Here is a 19,636-nt window from a genome sequence, read left to right on the forward strand (position 1 = left end):
TGTATATACAGTTAAAAAGGAGATTCTTATGAATACACGGAAAAAGACACAATTTATGACAATGACTGCCCTTTTAACGGCTATTGCGATTTTGATTCCAATTGTTATGCCTTTTAAGATTGTCATTCCACCTGCTTCTTACACTTTGGGAAGCCACATCGCTATTTTTATCGCTATGTTCTTGTCGCCCTTGATGGCAGTTTTTGTCATCCTAGCCTCTAGTTTTGGATTTTTGATGGCTGGCTATCCTATAGTTATCGTATTTCGAGCTTTTTCCCATATCTTTTTTGGGACTTTGGGGGCTCTTTACCTACAAAAATTCCCCGAAACTCTTGATAAACCAAAATCTTCCTGGATTTTTAACTTTGTTTTAGCGCTTGTCCATGCCCTTGCTGAAGTATTAGCTTGTGTCGTTTTTTACGCAACTTCTGGTACCAATGTAGAAAATATGTTTTATGTTCTATTTGTGCTGGTTGGATTTGGCACAATTATCCATAGTATGGTAGACTATACATTAGCACTAGCTGTCTATAAAGTACTTCGAAAACGCCATTAAAAGGAAAAGCTATGACAAAAGATCGCAAACAAGCCCTGCTCCAACTCTTGAAAGAAGCTCCTAAAGCCCTCAACGGCCAAAGGTTGGCGGAACATTTTCATGTTACACGCCAGGTCATTGTACAGGACATTGCAATTTTAAGAGCCGATGGCGCTCCTATCCTATCCACCAATCGTGGCTACATCTATAAGCAAATTGAAACCAATCCTTATGTTCACAAACTTTTCAAAGTGAAACATGAAGTTGAAGAAATCGGTCAAGAACTCCTTGCTATCGTCGATAATGGAGGACGTGTCCAGAATACTTTGATTGACCATCCCGTTTATGGAGAAATTGAAACCTTGCTGAAACTGTCTTGCCGCAGAGATGTGCAACATTTTCTAGAACAAGTCGAACATTCTGACTTTAGACCTCTGTCTGAATTGACAGATGGCATCCATTATCACCTAGTTGAAGCCGAAACACAACAAGACCTCCACTATATCGAGGAGGCCTTGGATCAGCTCGGTTATTTGGTAAAGGATTAGAAAATTTTCTTTTCCCAATCGTCTTCTGTACGGCGAGGATAGAAAAATTCAGACTTGTCCGGAGCTTCCATCATTTCCATCAAGGGTAACATATCATAGGCCAGATCCAAATTTGGAATCTGGTCTTTTTGCACCCAAGAAACTTCTCCTTCATCTGAAGAGCGAAGGGTACCAAAGAACTCAGTCGCCTTATAACAAACGACAATATAGCGCCCACCTGTATCCAGTGGCCAATTTTTAATGCCGACAAGTTGAGGATTTTGGATAGTCAACCCTGTTTCTTCATAGATTTCACGAATGACAGACTCTGCGAAAGACTCGCCATTTTCTACATGACCTCCAGGAAAGGCATAACCAGACCAGCGATTGTTTTCAGGAGCGCGATACTGCATCACCACGCGTTGCGTTTCGAGGTCTTCAATCAGACAAATGTTTGTTAAAATCGTTAATTGGGAACGGGACATAAATTTACTCGCTTTCTAATTTTATTAAATTTTCAGACTTGGTACCAGTACCATTAGCTTCTACTTTGTAAAATTATTTAGAATAGAATACCATCCGTTTTTCATTTATGGGCTTTCCAAGTTCAAGCATCTTTTCTTGTCCATCAAAAGTAAAACCCATTTTTTGATAGAAAGCAATGGCTCGCTTATTATCTTTCAATACCCATAAGAAAATTTCAGAAAAATGATTAAGAGCAGTCAAAGCTGCTCTAACTAACTTTTGTGCGATACCTTTTCCATAATAGTCTTTTAAAACATATAAAGCAATAATTTCACCAGCTTGAATAGTCTCATCACGAAAGTTTCCATAACTGATAAAACCAACTACATTCACGCCATCTATCGCAATCAATGTATTTTCTGGATACTTTTGACTAAAGAATCGATACCTTTCTAATGTCATTGTCTCCTGAAATTCTGCAGGCAAAAGATCATCATAAGCCTCTCTCCACGTTTGCCAGTGAACAAGGGATTTACCTTCTATCTCTTCAGGAGTTTCCATTGATTTGATAATAACCGTCATTTATTTTCTTCTCCTTAATCCAACAGTCTGACTTCCTTTGCTACTTTTTGTAGAAATTTTTCTCTTGTTGAACTTGTATTCACTTCACGGCCTAACTCTCCTAAGATTGAAACCCTCTTTGTTTTTATGCCACAGTGATTCAATACAGCATTCTTTAATACTGATATCCCATAACTGTCTGGAATGTTAATCGGACCTGAAAATACTTTGTACCACCAAGTTGGTGCCATGGAGGTTGCATAGATACTAGCTGTTTTTCCTTTTAGTAACTTTTTAAACTGTTTACCTCTCAAGTAGTTTAAAATAAAACTTCCTCTATTATTTGCTGAGTATGCAATGCCTGGCGTAAAAACACGATCAATCCACCCCTTCAATAGACTAGGCATACTACTCCACCAAATTGGATAAACAAAAATGAAATGATCTGCCCACTGGATTAATTCCTGAGAGCGTAGAATAAACGGATTGTCCTCCATCCTTTGTCGATAACCATAACGTAAAACAGGATCAAACTCTTCTGCATTAAGATTAATCATTTCAAGTTCATGTCTCTTTGAGTCTATATTTTCTACAATCGTTTGAAAAATTGCTTGACAGTAGCTTTCTCTATCAGGATGTCCATTAATAACTAAAATATTCATAAAATTCCCCTAATCCAACGCCTTGACTTCCAGCATCATATCACGAATCTGAGCTGCGAGTTCAAAGTCAAGCACTTCGACGGCTTCTTGCATTTGTTTTTCTAGTTTCTTGACGAGTTCTTTGCGTTCCTTTTTGTTGAGACTATTGATATCGACTTCCTTGTCCTCTTCCTTGGCAACTGCCTTGGTCACGGCAATCAGGTCACGGATTTCTTTCTTGATTGTCTGTGGCACGATACCATGTTCTTCATTATAAGCCATCTGTATTTTGCGACGGCGAGCAGTTTCATCAATGGCACGTTGCATAGACTGAGTAACTGTGTCCGCATACATGATGACATGACCTTCGCTGTTACGGGCAGCACGACCAATGGTCTGGATGAGGCCACGTTCGTTACGAAGAAAACCTTCTTTGTCAGCATCGAGAATGGCAACCAAGCTTACTTCAGGAACGTCAATCCCTTCACGGAGGAGGTTGATTCCGACCAAGACATCAAAGACACCCAAACGCAGGTCACGGATAATCTCAGTCCGCTCCAAGGTCTTAATATCCGAGTGCATATACTTGACCTTGATGCCCATTTCCTTGAAGTAATCGGTCAAATCTTCTGCCATTTTCTTGGTCAAGGTGGTAATAAAGGTTCGTTCATTCTTTTCAACACGGGCATTGATTTCACCTAAGAGGTCATCAATCTGTCCCATAGTCGGACGGACTTCCACCTCAGGGTCCAAAAGACCTGTCGGACGAATAATTTGCTCAATTACTGTCTCGGTCTGTTCATTTTCATAGTCACCAGGTGTCGCTGAAACGTAAACAATCTGGTGCACATGGCTTTCAAACTCCTCACGACGGAGAGGACGATTATCCAGAGCTGACGGCAAACGGAAACCATAATTAACCAGCATTTCTTTACGCGAACGGTCTCCATTATACATGCCCTTGATTTGCCCCATTGTCATGTGACTTTCATCAATCATAATCAAGAAATCATCTGGGAAGAAGTCGAGAAGCGTATAAGGAGGCTCTCCTTCACTCCGTCCATCCATGTGGCGTGAATAGTTTTCAACCCCGTTGGTATAGCCCATCTCACGCAGCATTTCGATATCGTACTCTGTCCGTTGTTTCAAGCGCTGGGCTTCAAGCAATTTGCCTTCCTTTTCAAAGACAGCTAGTTGCTCTTCTAATTCTGCCTGAATCTTGGCAATGGCAACATCCATGTGGTCGTCATTGGTCACAAAGTGAGTCGCAGGGAAAATCGCCAAATGATCCACTTCTCCCAATACCTGGCCTGTCAAAGCCTCCACTTCGCGGATACGGTCAATCTCATCCCCGAAAAATTCTACCCGAAAAGCATGTTCATCTCTGGAAGCTGGGAAAATCTCCACCACATCCCCACGAACGCGAAATCTTCCCCGTTGGAAATCAATATCATTACGTTCAAACTGGATATCAACCAAGTCATTCAAGAGTTTATCACGAGAAATTTCAAGACCTGGACGGAGACTAACGACACTATCAGCGTATTCCTTGGGCGAACCCAAACCATAGATACAAGAGACTGAGGCCACGACAATAACATCATTGCGCTCCAAAAGGGCCGAAGTCGCTGAGTGACGAAGTTTGTCAATCTCGTCATTGACAGAGCTGTCCTTTTCAATATAGGTATCACTAGAAGGGACATAGGCTTCTGGCTGGTAATAGTCATAGTAGGATACGAAGTACTCAACAGCATTTTCAGGGAAAAATTCCTTAAATTCCCCATAGAGCTGTCCTGCTAGAGTTTTATTGTGGGCAATAACCAGAGTTGGTTTATTGACTTTGGAAATGACTTGACTCATGGTATAGGTCTTCCCTGTTCCAGTCGCCCCCATCAGAATCTGAGCTTTTTCTCCACCCTCGATATTATCAACCAACTTCTCGATAGCTTGAGGTTGGTCTCCTGAAGGTTGATATTTTGATACTAGTTTAAATTGATTATCTGTAATGCGATTGATCATAAGAATCCTCTCTCGATGTGCTATTCCTATTTTAGCATACTTATAGCATTTTCACGAAGAAAAGGACGGACCGAAGTCACATCCTTTCATTTTCTTTCTTTAATTGATAAGCGAGATAGACAATCAGGAGTACCAAAACCAGACTTGTCATGATAGAACCTTCTATACCAAAAGAACCACCTGATAGCCAGCCTTGATTGCCTTGTGGTAAAAAGGTCATCAGAGACGTTCCTGACGGCTGACCACTAACTAAAATCCCAAATAGATTTCCTTGAGCAAAATTCCAAGCGCCATGAATACCTGCTACACCCCAAACTGTATCTGTTTTGAGGAGGTAAAGTGACATGGCAACTCCGAATAAAAAGAGATTCACTAGAGATAGAGGTGTTAAACCAGAATTGCCCATATGAAGCAGGGTAAAGAATAGGCTAGATATAAGAACAGCAAGTTTTAGATTGGTTCTTGAGGCCAATTGAGGAAGGAGCCAAGCACGGGCCACTACTTCTTCTGTTGTCCCCTGTAAAATCCAAAATGGGATAGTAAAGACAACAAAGGTAAGCGAATAAGGATTCAAGTGAATGGACTCCAAACGATATTGCCCCAAGGCTACTAATCCTAACAAGGTCAGAAGAAAAAGTGCCAAGCCTAAGCCAAATCCTTTCAGAAGACTGCTGAGGAAATTTTCTCTATAAAATCCCAAGGTTCGAATAGGTCTTTTCTCAACTTTTCTAGTCCATCTGAACACAGTGTTGAGAACGAACCCAAAGGCCAGTAAATCTAAAATTAAATGAAAGTCACTTGTTTTATCCGTCAAGCTCTGATGCAAGGTCTGCAAGTAGCTTGCAAGATTTTGACCAGCCTCTCCAAAATTTCTAGCAAGTCCGATGAGAGCTAACAAACTAATACCATACAGAGTATAAGCCACAAACTCTCCTATGAAGACAAAAGCAAAGGCTAACAAGGGGCTTGTGTAGAGGTTTAACCGCATTTGAGAAGCTTGGAAGTCTTTAAAAATTCTTTTGTTCTTCATATCTCCGTCCTCTTTTCTTCTATTATATACTATTATTATAGCACTTTGTGGTAGCAGTTCAAGAAAGAAATAAAGGGTTTTTATGTTATATCTTCTAACATAAAAGTCCCTAAATTTGCATTTTTTAGTTTTTTCTGATATAATGGGAAAATATTCGGAAAAGGAGACTAAAAATGAAGAAAAAATTTCTAGCATTTTTGCTAATTTTATTCCCAATTTTCTCATTAGGTATTGCAAAAGCAGAGACGATTAAGATTGTGTCTGATACCGCCTATGCACCTTTTGAGTTTAAAGATTCAGATCAAACTTATAAAGGAATTGATGTTGACATTATCAACAAAGTCGCTGAGATTAAAGGATGGAACATTCAGATGTCTTATCCTGGTTTTGACGCAGCAGTAAATGCGGTTCAAGCTGGTCAAGCTGACGCTATCATGGCTGGAATGACAAAAACTGTAGAACGAGAAAAAGTTTTTACCATGTCTGATACTTACTATGATACAAAAGTTGTCATTGCCACTACTAAGGCACACAAGATTAGTCAGTATGACCAATTAAAAGGTAAAACTGTTGGTGTTAAAAATGGAACTGCCGCTCAACGTTTCCTTGAAACAATCAAGGACAAATACGGCTTTAGTATTAAAACATTTGACACTGGTGATTTGATGAACAACAGCTTGAGTGCTGGTGCCATTGATGCCATGATGGATGACAAACCTGTTATCGAGTATGCCATTAACCAAGGGCAAGACCTTCATATTGAAATGGATGGGGAAGCTGTAGGCAGCTTTGCTTTCGGTGTTAAAAAAGGAAGCAAATACGAGCACCTAGTTACTGAATTTAACCAAGCCTTGGCTGAAATGAAAAAAGATGGTAGTCTTGATAAAATCATCAAGAAATGGACTGCTTCATCTTCTTCAGCAGTACCAACTACAACGACTGCAGCAGGTCTAAAAGCAACTCCTGTTAAAGCTAAATACATCATTGCCAGCGATTCTTCTTTTGCACCTTTTGTGTTCCAAAACTCAAGCAACCAATTTACTGGTATTGATATGGACTTGATTAAGGCAATCGCTAAAGATCAAGGCTTTGAAATTGAAATCACCAACCCTGGTTTCGATGCTGCTATCAGTGCTGTTCAAGCTGGTCAAGCTGATGGTATCATTGCTGGTATGTCTGTCACAGATGCTCGTAAGGCAACTTTTGACTTCTCAGAATCCTACTACACTGCCAATACAATTCTTGGTGTCAAAGAATCAAGCACCATTGCTTCTTATGAGGATTTGAAAGGAAAGACAGTTGGTGTTAAAAACGGAACTGCCTCTCAAACCTTCCTAACAGAAAATCAAAGCAAATACGGTTACAAAATCAAAACCTTTGCTGATGGTTCTTCAATGTATGACAGTTTAAATACTGGAGCTATCGATGCCGTTATGGATGATGAACCTGTTCTCAAATATTCTATCAGTCAAGGACAAAAATTGAAAACTCCAATCGCTGGAACTCCAATCGGTGAAACAGCCTTTGCCGTTAAAAAAGGAGCAAATCCAGAATTGATTGAAATGTTCAATAACGGACTTGCAAACCTTAAAGCAAACGGAGAATTCCAAAAGATTCTTGATAAATACCTAGCTAGCGAATCTTCATCTACTTCAACAAGCACTGTTGATGAAACAACTATCTGGGGCTTGCTTCAAAACAACTATAAACAACTCCTTAGTGGGCTTGGTATCACTCTTGCTCTAGCTCTTATCTCATTTGCTATTGCCATTGTTATCGGGATTATCTTCGGTATGTTTAGCGTTAGCCCATACAAATCTCTTCGTGTGATTTCTGAGATTTTCGTTGACGTTATCCGTGGTATTCCATTGATGATTCTTGCAGCCTTCATCTTCTGGGGAATTCCAAACTTCATCGAGTCTATCACAGGCCAACAAAGCCCAATTAACGACTTCGTAGCTGGTACCATTGCCCTATCGCTCAATGCAGCTGCTTATATCGCTGAGATCGTTCGTGGTGGTATTCAGGCCGTTCCAGTTGGCCAAATGGAAGCCAGCCGAAGCTTGGGGATCTCTTATGGAAAAACCATGCGTAAGATTATCCTTCCACAAGCAACTAAATTGATGTTGCCAAACTTTGTTAACCAATTCGTTATCGCACTTAAAGATACAACCATCGTATCTGCTATCGGTTTGGTTGAACTCTTCCAAACTGGTAAGATTATCATCGCCCGTAACTACCAAAGTTTCAAGATGTATGCAATCCTTGCTATCTTCTATCTTGTAATTATCACACTTTTGACTAGACTAGCGAAACGCTTAGAAAAGAGGATTCGTTAATGGCAAAACTAAAAATTGATGTAAATGATTTACACAAGCACTATGGAAAAAATGAGGTTTTAAAAGGAATTACGACCAAGTTCTATGAAGGAGATGTTGTTTGTATCATCGGTCCTTCAGGTTCTGGTAAATCAACCTTCCTTCGTAGCCTCAATCTTCTAGAAGAAGTTACGAGTGGTCACATCACTGTGAACGGTTATGACTTAACTGAAAAAACAACCAACGTTGACCACGTCCGTGAAAATATCGGAATGGTGTTCCAACACTTCAACCTCTTCCCTCATATGTCTGTATTGGACAATATTACCTTTGCTCCAATTGAGCACAAGTTGATGACTAAGGAAGAAGCTGAGAAATTGGGAATGGAGTTGCTTGAAAAGGTTGGACTAGCAGATAAAGCTAATGCTAACCCAGATAGCCTATCAGGTGGTCAAAAACAACGTGTGGCCATCGCCCGTGGACTAGCAATGAATCCAGACATCATGCTCTTTGATGAACCAACTTCTGCCCTTGACCCTGAGATGGTCGGAGACGTACTAAACGTTATGAAGGAATTGGCTGAGCAAGGCATGACCATGATTATCGTAACCCATGAGATGGGATTTGCTCGTCAGGTTGCTAACCGCGTTATCTTTACTGCAGATGGTGAATTCCTTGAAGACGGAACACCTGATCAAATCTTTGATAACCCACAACACCCACGTCTGAAAGAGTTCTTGGACAAGGTCTTAAACGTCTAAACTCAAACTGTAAGGATTTCCTTGCAGTTTTTTTCTATCTCGTATTGGATTTTTTGATTTTTCGGAAAATTATGTTAGAATTAAATTTATGAAATGAGATTTCCTCATACCTAGCAAGACTAGGAATAAAAATAGAAATTAGGTAGCTAGATGTCATCTAAGGTTATTGTTACAATTTTTGGTGCGAGTGGAGACCTGGCTAAACGCAAGCTCTACCCTTCCCTTTTTAGACTATATAAATCCGGCAATCTTTCCGAGCACTTTGCAGTCATTGGAACTGCTCGTCGTCCTTGGAGCAAGGAATATTTTGAATCTGTTGTAGTCGAATCGATCCTTGATTTGGCAGATAGTACCGAACAGGCTCAAGAGTTCGCTAGCCACTTCTACTATCAAAGTCACGATGTCAATGATACAGAACACTACATTGCTTTGCGTCAATTGCAGGCTGAACTAAATGACAAGTATCAAGCTGAACACAACAAGCTCTTCTTCTTATCTATGGCTCCTCAATTCTTTGGAACCATTGCTAAGCACCTCAAGTCTGAAAACATTGTAGATGGTAAAGGTTTCGAGCGTTTAATCGTTGAGAAGCCATTTGGTACAGATTACGCAACTGCAAGCAAGTTGAATGACGAGCTCCTAGCAACATTTGACGAAGAACAAATTTTCCGTATTGACCATTATCTTGGTAAGGAAATGATTCAAAGCATCTTTGCAGTCCGCTTTGCAAACTTGATTTTTGAAAATGTTTGGAACAAGGACTTTATCGACAATGTTCAAATTACCTTTGCGGAGCGCTTGGGTGTAGAAGAACGTGGTGGCTACTATGACCAATCTGGTGCCCTCCGTGACATGGTACAAAACCATACACTACAACTTCTTTCTCTCCTTGCTATGGACAAGCCAGCAAGCTTCACAAAAGACGAGATTCGTGCCGAAAAGATTAAGGTCTTTAAAAACCTCTATCATCCAACGGATGAAGAGCTTAAAGAACACTTTATCCGTGGTCAATACCGTTCAGGTAAGATTGATGGCATGAAATATATCTCTTATCGTAGTGAGCCAAATGTGAATCCAGAATCTACAACTGAAACCTTTGCATCTGGTGCCTTCTTTGTAGACAGCGATCGCTTCCGTGGTGTTCCTTTCTTCTTCCGTACTGGTAAACGTCTGACTGAAAAAGGGACTCATGTCAACATCGTCTTTAAACAAATGGATTCTATCTTTGGAGAACCACTTGCTCCAAATATTTTGACCATCTATATCCAACCAACAGAAGGCTTCTCTCTTAGCCTAAATGGAAAGCAAGTAGGAGAAGAATTTAACTTGGCTCCTAACTCACTGGATTACCGTACAGATGCGACCGCAACTGGTGCTTCTCCAGAACCATATGAAAAATTGATTTATGATGTCCTAAATAACAACTCAACTAACTTTAGCCACTGGGATGAAGTTGGTGCGTCATGGAAATTGATTGACCGTATCGAAGAACTCTGGGCTGAAAATGGTGCCCCACTTCATGACTATAAAGCTGGAAGCATGGGACCTCAAGCCAGCTTTGACTTACTTGAAAAATTCGATGCCAAATGGACTTGGCAGCCAGATATCGCCTATCGTCAAGATGGCCGTTTAGAATAAAAAAAATTCCTGCAAGATAACCTTGCAGGATTTTCTTTATCATCAAATTAAGCCTTCCAAGAGACCTTTCATAAAGTTTTCTGAGTTAAACTCTCCAATATCATCGATTTTTTCACCAAAACCAATCAATTTTACAGGAATATTGAGTTCTTCACGGATAGCTAGAACAACACCACCTCGAGCAGTTCCATCAATCTTAGTCAAGACAATTCCAGTTAATGGCGTGATTTTTGAAAATTCTTTGGCCTGTACAAGAGCGTTTTGACCTGTTGATGCATCAAGAGCTAAGAAGGTTTCATGGGGTGCCTCTGGAACAACACGCTTGATGATGCGTCCAATCTTTTCCAACTCAGCCATGAGGTTGTCCTTGTTTTGTAGACGACCAGCAGTATCAATCATGAGAATATCGATACCTTCAGCTACAGCACGTTCCATACCATCAAAGACCACACTGGCTGGGTCAGCTTTTTCAGGTCCAGTCACAACTGGAACGTCAACACGACGGCCCCATTCAGCAAGCTGGGCTACTGCTCCTGCACGGAAGGTGTCTGCCGCAACCAGCATGACCTTTTTACCAGCTTGTTTATAGCGGTGAGCTAGTTTCCCAATAGAAGTTGTTTTCCCAACACCATTAACACCAACAAAGAGCATGACTGTCAAGCCATCTTGGAAGTGGATTCTTTCATCGTAGTTGCCATCCTTTTCATAAAGCTCAACCAATTTCTCAATAATGACACGACGTAGTGCGTCGGGTTTCTTAGCGTTTTCAAGCTTGGCTTCGTAACGTAACTCCTCTGTTAAGTTAGAAGCCACCTGGACACCAACGTCACTCATGATGAGCAGTTCTTCCAGTTCCTCGAAAAATTCTTCGTCAACAGAACGGAAATTAGCAAAGAAAGCATTCAAGCGAGCTCCGAAGCCTGTACGAGTTTTCTTAAGACTGCGGTCATATTTTTCCTGAACGGTTTCTTCTGCTTGAGGCCTTTCTGCTTCAAGAACTTCAATGCTATTTTCTTCTTCAGCTTCTATGAACTCAGGATTTTCTTCCTCTGAGACTTCTTCTGAGTTTGGAAATTCTTCGACTTCTTCTTGAGAAACTTCTACAGTTGACTCTGAATTCTGACTCTCTTCAACTGTCTCTTGATTGTCCACTTCTTCGAGCACAGCTTCTTCAGAACTGTCAACCTCTGCTTCTTCTTGAGGAACTTCCTCAGCTTCTGTAAGAGAAGACTCAACATCTTCAGACAAATCAAGATTTTCCAGAGCTTCTTTTACAACTTCTTCGATTTTAGGTTCTTCTTTTTTTCCGAATAGACGGTCAAACAATCCCATATCTTAGTCCTCCTTTAGCACATATTCTTCGATAGCCCAGGCGACAGCTTCCTCGTCATTGGTCATAGGCGTTACCACATTTGCGACTGCCTTGACTTCAGGAACAGCATTTTTCATGGCAACACCAAGCCCTGCCCATTCAATCATAGAAAGGTCATTAGCCTCGTCACCACATGCCATAACTTGGCTTTGTTCAATTCCAAGATGGCTGATTAGTTTTGCTAAACCTGTTGCTTTATGAACATTCTTTGGTGACCACTCTAGCAACATTTCACGTGATTTAAATATTTCATATTGGTCAAACAATTCTGGAGAAATCTTCTGAATAGCTGCATCCAAGGGTTCTTGAGCAAAGGCAGTCACGCACTTATTGTAAGTCATTTGACTAGACAAGTCTTCAAAGTCCAATGGAACAAAGGTCAATGCTGGATTGAATTTGGCATAAAGACTTTCTTGGTCCGATTGGATTTGATAAACAGTTCCTTCTGAGATGGCATCAAGAGGCAGTGATAATTTCTCTGTTTCCTCATACAAGCGTGCCACATCATCATATGAAAACACTGTTTTATCAAGGATCTCACCTGTATTTTTCTGAACTAATCCACCATTAAAAGTAATCGTATATTCATCTTCGTGGCCGTCAGTCCCTAGCTCATGGAGAAAGAAGTCCATGGCTTTTAAGGGACGACCAGTTGTCAATACAACCTTGATACCACGATCTCGCGCAGCTTTCAAGGTTGCCTTTGTTCGATCCGTCAGCCTTTTATCAGTAGTCAGCAAGGTACCGTCCAAGTCCAATGCAATCAATTTTATATCTGCCATTATAAGCCCTCCATATAAGCTATAACCGACTGGTCCTTATGGTGACCAATCACAGTCTCTGCTAATTCTAAAATTTCAGATCGTGCATTTTCAGGAGCCACAGGATGTCCCACAACCTGCATCATATGCAAGTCATTTAGATTATCTCCAAAAGCCATAACCTGATCCATTGTGATGCCAAGTTTTTTAGCCAATTCAACAATGGCCACTCCCTTATCGACATAGTCCAGAACAATATCAATAGATTCAAAGCCAGTTGTCATGGCCTTAACACCAGGAACATGTACATTAACCCAAGCTTCCCCAGCTTCTAGCGTTTCTTCTGTAAAGTTGGTTGTAAATTTGAAAATATCATCTGTGATATCTTCCAAACTCGCTACTTTTTGGATATTTTCATTATAGTGCTGGCTCACTTTCAAATAGGTCTCATCCACCGTATCTAGAACATAAGCTCCCTTTTTTCCCGTCAAGAGCAGTTTATTGATATCTACATAAGGTGAAGTTTTCAGCATTTCAAAAGTTGATAAATAAAACTCACGAGACATAGTCGCTTCATACAAGTCCTGACCTTGATATTCTACCAAACTGCCATTTTCCGCGATGAAAATAATGTCATCACGAACATCAGCAAACAATTTTTCTAAAGATAGAAATCCGCGCCCCGAAGCCACCGCAAAGTATATCCCTTTTTCCTTGTAGGAAACCAAGAGAGACTTGAGGCGGTCCATATCAAAGCGTCCATTCTCATCTAGGAAGGTTCCGTCCATATCCGTTGCTACTAGTTTAATCATAAAATCTTTCTTACTCCGATTAGTAAATCTACCTCCTATTATACCATAGATAAGTAGAAAAAGGATTAGTCTATCATCTTTGCTTCTCTTTTATCCCTCTCTACTAGCTAGTGCTGTTTCTAACTTTTAAAAAAGCTCGTAAAATTAAAATCGTGCAACTTTTTTCAGATACTTTTAAAGGATTGATTTCCCTATATTTTTCCTTTATACTGGATAAAAAGGAGAATAGTATGTCAGAAACAAATCACGAAATCGATTCAAATTTTGCAGGTCGTTTAAATATCCTGCGTGCGGGTGTTCTTGGTGCCAATGATGGAATTATTTCCATTGCTGGTGTGGTTATCGGGGTTGCTAGTGCTACGAGTAATATCTGGATTATCTTTTTATCAGGATTTGCAGCTATCTTAGCTGGTGCCTTTTCGATGGCTGGTGGAGAATATGTATCTGTTTCAACTCAAAAAGATACCGAGGAAGCAGCCGTTGCGCGTGAGCAAGTCTTGCTAGACCAAGATATGGAACTAGCCAAAAAGTCTCTCTATGCAGCCTATATCCAAAATGGAGAATGTGAAACCTCTGCTCAACTCTTGACCAACAAAGCCTTTTTAAATAATCCGCTCAAGGCTTTGGTAGAGGAAAAATATGGGATAGAGTATGAAGAGTTTACCAATCCATGGCATGCTGCTATCTCTAGCTTTATTTCTTTTTTCCTTGGTAGCTTACCACCCATGCTTTCAATTACCATTTTCCCAAGTGAATACCGTATCCCTGCTACCGTCCTTATCGTCGGTGTGGCCCTTCTTCTCACTGGTTACACTAGTGCCAGACTTGGAAAAGCACCAACCAAAACAGCTATGATTCGGAACCTCGCTATTGGTCTCTTAACTATGGGCGTTACCTTTCTGCTAGGACAACTTTTCAGCATTTAATACTCTTCGAAAATCTCTTCAAACTACGTCAGCTTCGCCTTGCCGTATATATGGTTACTGACTTCGTCAGTTCTATCTGCAACCTCAAAACAGTGTTTTGAGCTGACTTCGTCAGTTCTATCTGCAACCTCAAAACAGTGTTTTGAGCTGACTTCGTCAGTTCTATCTGCAACCTCAAAGCAGTGCTTTGAGCAACCTGTGGCTAGCTTCCTAGTTTGCTTTTTGATTTTCATTGAGTATAAAAGACAAGAAATACCTCGATTTTGAAGTCGAGGTATCTTTTTTTACATTTGCACAATCTTGCGATAACTTCTTGAGGTAATCATGAAAATCAGCACATAGGCGATGAGGAAGATAGCGCAGATAGACAAGGTTACAGTCAACATCATAGTCGTATCCAGTACACCAATCACTTTTAAAATCAGACTAAGCATATGGTAGGCAAAGGCTAGATGTAGGAAGGCAAAGAGCAAAGGAAGGAAGAAAACAGTTAAAACCTGTTTGTTAATGGTTTGCTTGATTTGCTTTTGATCTAAACCAACTTTCTGCAAGATAATAAAGCGTTCACGATCTTCATAACCTTCAGAAATTTGTTTGTAGTAGATAACCAGAACGGTTCCGACCATAAAGATAATGGATAGGAAAATACCGATAAAGAAGACACCACCAAAGAGGGCACTCATCTGAGCACTAGCATCTGATAAATTACTACCATAAACATAGCTACCTTCCGTGTTTAATTGAGCATTAAACTGATCAAGGTATTTATCATACTCGTCAGCGACCTTGAGTTGTTCTTCTTCGCTGGCATTTACATTCATGCCACCGTAAAACTGATTATAGATAGCCGAATCTGGGAATTGATCCAAAAAGGCTTGTAAATCAGGTACAACAAGGTAATTGTAATCAGCAGTCAAAATATTAAACTGATTTGGGACATGGTTGACAATAAAATCTTTATTAAATTCTTCTTTGACAGAAAATTGATGATCATTCAGAGTTAGAGTTTTCTGTTCTTTAACTCCCTCATTCTTTGCAAAGAGTCCGACCTCATTTCCTGATAGAGACAGTTTTTGACCAGTCATATTTTCATAATCTTTTTGGTCAAATACCATGAAAACTGTTGTGGGTTGGACACGATTTTGTCCTTTTTCAAAAAGGGTTAACTTGCTACCTTCTTGGTTTGCAACACCAAAGTAAGCGTAACGAAGAACTTCTTTCTCTTTAATCTTATAACCTTTGTCACTTGCAAACTGGCTCAAGAGTTTGTCCAAGTCTTCTTTTTCAACATTTTGCCCTGAAACCCCAAAATCATGAGGATTTAGAACTTTTTTAAAGCTTTCTGCGGAATTGAAAATGCTTGTCGCTGCTGACATGGTTACCAAAACCATTGTTGACAAGATAGCGATGGTGGCTAGTCCAACTGCATTTTTCTTCATACGGAAAATCAAGTTAGACACTGAGATAAGGTTATTTGGTTGGTAATAGTATTTCTTGTTTTTCTTTAAGATTTGAAGGAAAACGGTAATTCCTGCATTAAACAATAGATAAGTACCAAAGATAACCAGTAAAACAGCTATGAAGAAGGTTGTTAAGGCTGTAAGAGGATCTTTTACCGTAAGGGCAAGATAGTAGCCAATCCCTAAACTAATGGAACCAAGAATCGTTTGGAGAGGAAGGAAACGACCTTTTTTCTCACCGCTAGCTTTCTCACGCGAGAGCTGGAGGGCATTCATACGGGCGATTCGAAGGGCATTCAGGAACATGAGGCCTAGGAAAATCAAACCGAAGACAACAAGTACTGTAATGACAACTTTCATCTGGAAGGTAGCGACCAGTTCCACCTTCAATTTCATCAGTTTGAGCAAGAAAGCGAAAATTAACTTGTCAAACAAGGCTCCAATACCGATACCCGCTCCAACAGTTAGAATCCCAAATACCACTAACTCCTTAAAGGTCATACTGATTAGATGACGCTTCTCCAAGCCCAACATGCCATAAATTCCTAGTTCCTTAGAACGGTTTTTCATGACAAAACTATTGGCATAGAGGACGATAATGGCTGACGCAAGGGTGACGACAAACATACCAAATCCAAGTGTAGCCTGAATGGTTGTTCCTCCACGGATTTCAGCAATCTTGGGATTGAAGGTTAGAGAGTAAAAAAGATAGGTGACAGTGACTGCCAAGAGAACAGCCAGCGCAAAAGGATAGTAGAGTTTGCGGTTTTTAATCAAGTTCGATACCGCTAACTTATTGGTTAATCGAAACATACTAATTCACCTCGCTTGCCATGACAGTCAAGGTATCAGAAATTTCTTGGAACATCTGACGCTCTGTCTTCTCTCCACGGTAGATTTGGTTGTAGAGAATACCGTCCTTAATAAAAAGAACACGTTTAGCCCTGCTGGCCGCTGCCGTTGAGTGGGTTACCATGAGAATGGTTTGGCCGCGCTCATTGATTTCATCAAAGACATCAAGTAAGGCTGCAGATGACTTGGAGTCAAGGGCACCTGTTGGCTCATCGGCAAGGAGAATTTCAGGTTCTGTGATGATGGCACGGGCTACTGCTACACGCTGTTTCTGACCACCAGAAATCTCGTAAGGGTACTTCTCTTGTAATTGGTTGATGCCTAGATTCTCAGCTGTCACCACCAATTTCTTCATCATCTCCGTAATAGGTCTTCTTGACAAGACAAGCGGAAGCAAGATATTATCTTTTACAGAGAGAGTATCTAGCAAGTTAAAGTCTTGGAAGACAAAGCCCAGCTTTTCACGACGGAAGCTAGAAGCCTGTGAATTTTTAATGGTTGCTGTGTCAGTTCCATTTAAGTAAACCTGACCACGAGTTGGTTTATCCAGCATAGCTAGAATATTGAGAAGAGTTGATTTACCAGAACCAGACTCACCCATGATGGCAACGTAGTCACCTTTTTCCACGGTAAAGTGAATATCCTTGAGGGCCTCTACTTGGTTGCCCTGAAAACGAGTTTTATAAATTTTTTGAACGTGTTTTACATCTAAAAGTGTCATGAGAATCTCCTTTCTTAATATCCCATCAAATGAAATGTTGCTTGCATCATAGCGCATCCCAGCTGAACGCGCTCGATATCTTTGTGACTTGGTTTTCTAGTTTTCTTATGTAAGATTTGTTTCATGATGTTACTCCTTTGTTCTTTATGAGTCTAGTTTACATCAAAAAAAGACTGCTTGCCATAACCTAACCTTACAAAAGAGACTTTAATCTTACATTTTTGTAAGATTGGGGGGAAATGTAGATATTTTATTAAAAATATTTTACCATAAAAAGAAAGCAAGAAGAAAACCCTTGCGGATACAAGGGTTCAGATTCGTAAATTATCTGCAACGGTCAATAATACATTCATAAACAGTTTGAAGATTCATTCTTTCGTTTGATTATAAATCTATGTCACTAGAACGATTTTCATCTAAACAAAAATCATCTTTAATCAACAAAGTTAATTCTTTTAAATTCACAGCTTCACTTTGGTTAAGTCGGACAGCTTGATTCATTATTAAATCTTCATATAGATTTCGAACAAAGCGACCGTTAGAAAAATTGGTGAGATTACTTTCTAACTTTTCATTAAAATAATTTAATAATACTTCTTTCAGCTTGTCATCTATATGGTAGTCGTCTTTTCTTGCTAATGTTTCAAAAATATCTAACAATTCTGTAGAAGAATAATTTTCAAAATTAATAAAATAATTAAATCGAGATTTCAAACCAGGATTTGATTCAAAGAAATGGTTCATTGGTTCGGTATAACCAGCCACAATAACAATTAAATCATCTCGTGAATCTTCTAAAGCCTTTGTAAGTTCTGTTAAACATTCTCGCCCGTATGAATCAGTATTTTCATTTTCAGTAATACTATACGCCTCATCAATAAAGAGAACTCCACCTTTTGCCTTTTCTATGACATTTTTAACTTTCAGTGCAGTTTGTCCTTGGTAACCTGCAATTAAATCTGTTCTGGAGACTTCTAAAAAATGTCCTTTGGATAAAAGTCCCAATTGGTAGTACATTCTTCCAATAATTCTAGCAACAGTTGTTTTTCCTGTTCCTGGATTTCCCATAAAAGCCATGTGTAAAGTTCTTTTGGGAATATTTAAGCCAGACTCTTTCCTTTTTGACTGAACTTTTTGATAAATAATTAAACGACTAACTTCTTTTTTTACCCTCTCTAAACCTACTAACTGATTTAGTTCCGCCAAAAGGTCATTTAAAAATGATTTCTTTTGTTGACCTAACTCTTTTTCCAAAGTATCAAATAGGTAAGTATATCCAAGAAAGCTAGCTAGATTATCAGATAAATCTTTCAATAAAGGTGTAAGCTTGTTTCGTTTGTTAGCTTGTTGTAATAAAAAAATAGATTTATACAATTCTGCTACTGATTTTGTATCAGTATGATTTGCTATAATATTATTTACTTTATCAAGATAATTATTTTCTTTTCCAAAATAGAAGTCTAATTTCTTTGCACTACAAATTAATTTATCTCGAGAAGTTGACATATCTTACCTCAATAACATGAAAAGCAAGGCAATCACTAACATACCAATAGAAATTCCAGAAACAATAAAGACTGTTAGAAGGCGATTTGAAATAAATTGAATTTGTTGTTTACTTTCGTTCAATTCTCTCCTAAGTTGATCAATTTCACCAGTATTTGAAACCGGTTCTGAAGGAAGAGTACTTGCGAATTGTTCTAGATTTACAAGTCTATCATTAAATTTAGAAAGTATTACCTCATGTTTTTCGATAGAGTTTTTGCTATTTTCTTCGTTAAATTTCTCTTTAAATTGCTTAAGAGCTACTAGAGTTGCTTTTTGTTTCTCAATGGTTTTATCAATACGAGATTGTTCTTTCAGAATTTTCTTGTTGGTATGTTCAATGGCAACTACAGAAGAGAGGATTGCTTGAATATAATCTTTATCCAGAGCCTCTAAAGCTTTATAAACTTGACCAAATTCTTCAATAAGTTTTTGTTGATTATCATAAAATTTTGAAATGTAATTTTGAGTTTGTTCAACTAAAGTATTAAACTCTTTACCTGTAACCCCATGTTCAGCAAATTCAAAACCAAAGAAATCTTCATGAGTTCTAACTGTATCAAAATACAATTCATCTTGACTTTGTTCAGCAAACTCTTTCAGATGCTCTTTCGCTTCATCGAAATCATGGTTACTAATGTTTATCTCAATTGTTTCTTGTTCTTGCTCAAATACTTCTTGTTCCATATTTT

18 protein-coding genes are annotated in these 19,636 nt (G+C 39.3%); 6 read left to right on the plus strand and 12 right to left on the minus strand.

Going from position 1 to position 19,636, the window contains the following annotated elements:
* The first annotated feature begins 28 nt into the window (after positions 1-28).
* A complete protein-coding gene (locus KB197_RS05740) occupies positions 29-556 on the plus strand; it encodes an ECF transporter S component (RefSeq protein WP_212573814.1) in 528 nt (175 codons plus the stop codon).
* 11 nt (positions 557-567) lie between these two features.
* The gene (locus KB197_RS05745; RefSeq protein WP_212573815.1) at positions 568-1,083 is read left to right on the plus strand and encodes a transcription repressor NadR; all 516 of its coding nucleotides are present in this window, start codon (positions 568-570) and stop codon (positions 1,081-1,083) included.
* Here KB197_RS05745 and KB197_RS05750 read toward each other — a convergent pair.
* The 5 genes from KB197_RS05750 to KB197_RS05770 all read right to left on the minus strand — a co-directional run bounded on the left by KB197_RS05750 (position 1,080) and on the right by KB197_RS05770 (position 5,778).
* Positions 1,080-1,547: an 8-oxo-dGTP diphosphatase gene (locus KB197_RS05750; protein ID WP_212573816.1), complete on the minus strand. Its 468-nt coding sequence runs from the start codon at positions 1,545-1,547 to the stop codon at positions 1,080-1,082. The two genes, KB197_RS05745 and KB197_RS05750, sit on opposite strands and share 4 nt — an antisense overlap.
* A 73-nt stretch (positions 1,548-1,620) precedes the next feature.
* Positions 1,621-2,109 (minus strand): GNAT family N-acetyltransferase, encoded by a 489-nt coding sequence (locus tag KB197_RS05755; protein ID WP_212573817.1) that lies wholly within the window; start codon positions 2,107-2,109, stop codon positions 1,621-1,623.
* 14 nt (positions 2,110-2,123) lie between these two features.
* Entirely contained in the window at positions 2,124-2,750 is a 627-nt protein-coding gene (locus KB197_RS05760) for an NAD(P)H-dependent oxidoreductase (protein ID WP_212573818.1), read from the minus strand.
* A gap of 9 nt (positions 2,751-2,759) precedes the next feature.
* A complete protein-coding gene (gene uvrB, locus KB197_RS05765) occupies positions 2,760-4,748 on the minus strand; it encodes an excinuclease ABC subunit UvrB (protein ID WP_212573819.1) in 1,989 nt (662 codons plus the stop codon).
* Between the two features lie 76 nt (positions 4,749-4,824).
* Positions 4,825-5,778: a CPBP family intramembrane glutamic endopeptidase gene (locus tag KB197_RS05770; RefSeq protein WP_212573820.1), complete on the minus strand. Its 954-nt coding sequence runs from the start codon at positions 5,776-5,778 to the stop codon at positions 4,825-4,827.
* 173 nt (positions 5,779-5,951) lie between these two features.
* On the opposite strand from KB197_RS05770, the gene KB197_RS05775 reads away from it, so the two are divergent.
* The 3 genes from KB197_RS05775 to zwf all read left to right on the plus strand — a co-directional run bounded on the left by KB197_RS05775 (position 5,952) and on the right by zwf (position 10,495).
* Positions 5,952-8,117 (plus strand): ABC transporter substrate-binding protein/permease, encoded by a 2,166-nt coding sequence (locus KB197_RS05775; RefSeq protein ID WP_004269717.1) that lies wholly within the window; start codon positions 5,952-5,954, stop codon positions 8,115-8,117.
* Positions 8,117-8,857, plus strand: a complete 741-nt coding sequence (locus tag KB197_RS05780; RefSeq protein WP_001096316.1) for an amino acid ABC transporter ATP-binding protein — start codon at positions 8,117-8,119, stop codon at positions 8,855-8,857. Before KB197_RS05775 ends, KB197_RS05780 begins: the two co-directional genes overlap by 1 nt.
* A 150-nt stretch (positions 8,858-9,007) precedes the next feature.
* Positions 9,008-10,495, plus strand: a complete 1,488-nt coding sequence (gene zwf / locus KB197_RS05785) for a glucose-6-phosphate dehydrogenase (protein ID WP_049523430.1) — start codon at positions 9,008-9,010, stop codon at positions 10,493-10,495.
* Positions 10,496-10,537: 42 nt separating this feature from the next.
* On the opposite strand, the gene ftsY is transcribed toward zwf, so the two are convergent.
* The 3 genes from ftsY to KB197_RS05800 are packed head-to-tail and all read right to left on the minus strand — an operon-like array spanning position 10,538 to position 13,440.
* Positions 10,538-11,827 (minus strand): signal recognition particle-docking protein FtsY, encoded by a 1,290-nt coding sequence (ftsY, locus tag KB197_RS05790; RefSeq protein ID WP_064276101.1) that lies wholly within the window; start codon positions 11,825-11,827, stop codon positions 10,538-10,540.
* Positions 11,828-11,830: 3 nt separating this feature from the next.
* Entirely contained in the window at positions 11,831-12,649 is an 819-nt protein-coding gene (locus tag KB197_RS05795) for a Cof-type HAD-IIB family hydrolase (RefSeq protein ID WP_064276099.1), read from the minus strand.
* Entirely contained in the window at positions 12,649-13,440 is a 792-nt protein-coding gene (locus KB197_RS05800) for a Cof-type HAD-IIB family hydrolase (protein ID WP_064276097.1), read from the minus strand. The genes KB197_RS05795 and KB197_RS05800 overlap by 1 nt, the downstream gene beginning before the upstream one ends.
* 230 nt (positions 13,441-13,670) lie before the next feature.
* On the opposite strand from KB197_RS05800, the gene KB197_RS05805 reads away from it, so the two are divergent.
* Entirely contained in the window at positions 13,671-14,366 is a 696-nt protein-coding gene (locus tag KB197_RS05805) for a VIT1/CCC1 transporter family protein (RefSeq protein ID WP_000005264.1), read from the plus strand.
* A gap of 284 nt (positions 14,367-14,650) precedes the next feature.
* Here KB197_RS05805 and KB197_RS05810 read toward each other — a convergent pair whose 3' ends face one another.
* The 4 genes from KB197_RS05810 to KB197_RS05825 all read right to left on the minus strand — a co-directional run bounded on the left by KB197_RS05810 (position 14,651) and on the right by KB197_RS05825 (position 19,631).
* Positions 14,651-16,639, minus strand: a complete 1,989-nt coding sequence (locus tag KB197_RS05810; protein WP_212573821.1) for an ABC transporter permease — start codon at positions 16,637-16,639, stop codon at positions 14,651-14,653.
* Between the two features lies 1 nt (position 16,640).
* Entirely contained in the window at positions 16,641-17,399 is a 759-nt protein-coding gene (locus KB197_RS05815) for an ABC transporter ATP-binding protein (protein ID WP_000173372.1), read from the minus strand.
* A 384-nt stretch (positions 17,400-17,783) separates the two neighbouring features.
* On the minus strand, positions 17,784-18,905 hold the full coding sequence (locus KB197_RS05820) for an AAA family ATPase (protein WP_153210293.1): 1,122 nt from the start codon (positions 18,903-18,905) through the stop codon (positions 17,784-17,786).
* Positions 18,906-18,908: 3 nt separating this feature from the next.
* Positions 18,909-19,631, minus strand: coding sequence for a hypothetical protein (locus KB197_RS05825; RefSeq protein ID WP_000434512.1), 723 nt, complete (start codon positions 19,629-19,631; stop codon positions 18,909-18,911).
* Positions 19,632-19,636 lie beyond the last annotated feature (5 nt).

Source organism: Streptococcus sp. 11-4097, from assembly GCF_018215285.2.
Lineage (GTDB): Bacteria > Bacillota > Bacilli > Lactobacillales > Streptococcaceae > Streptococcus.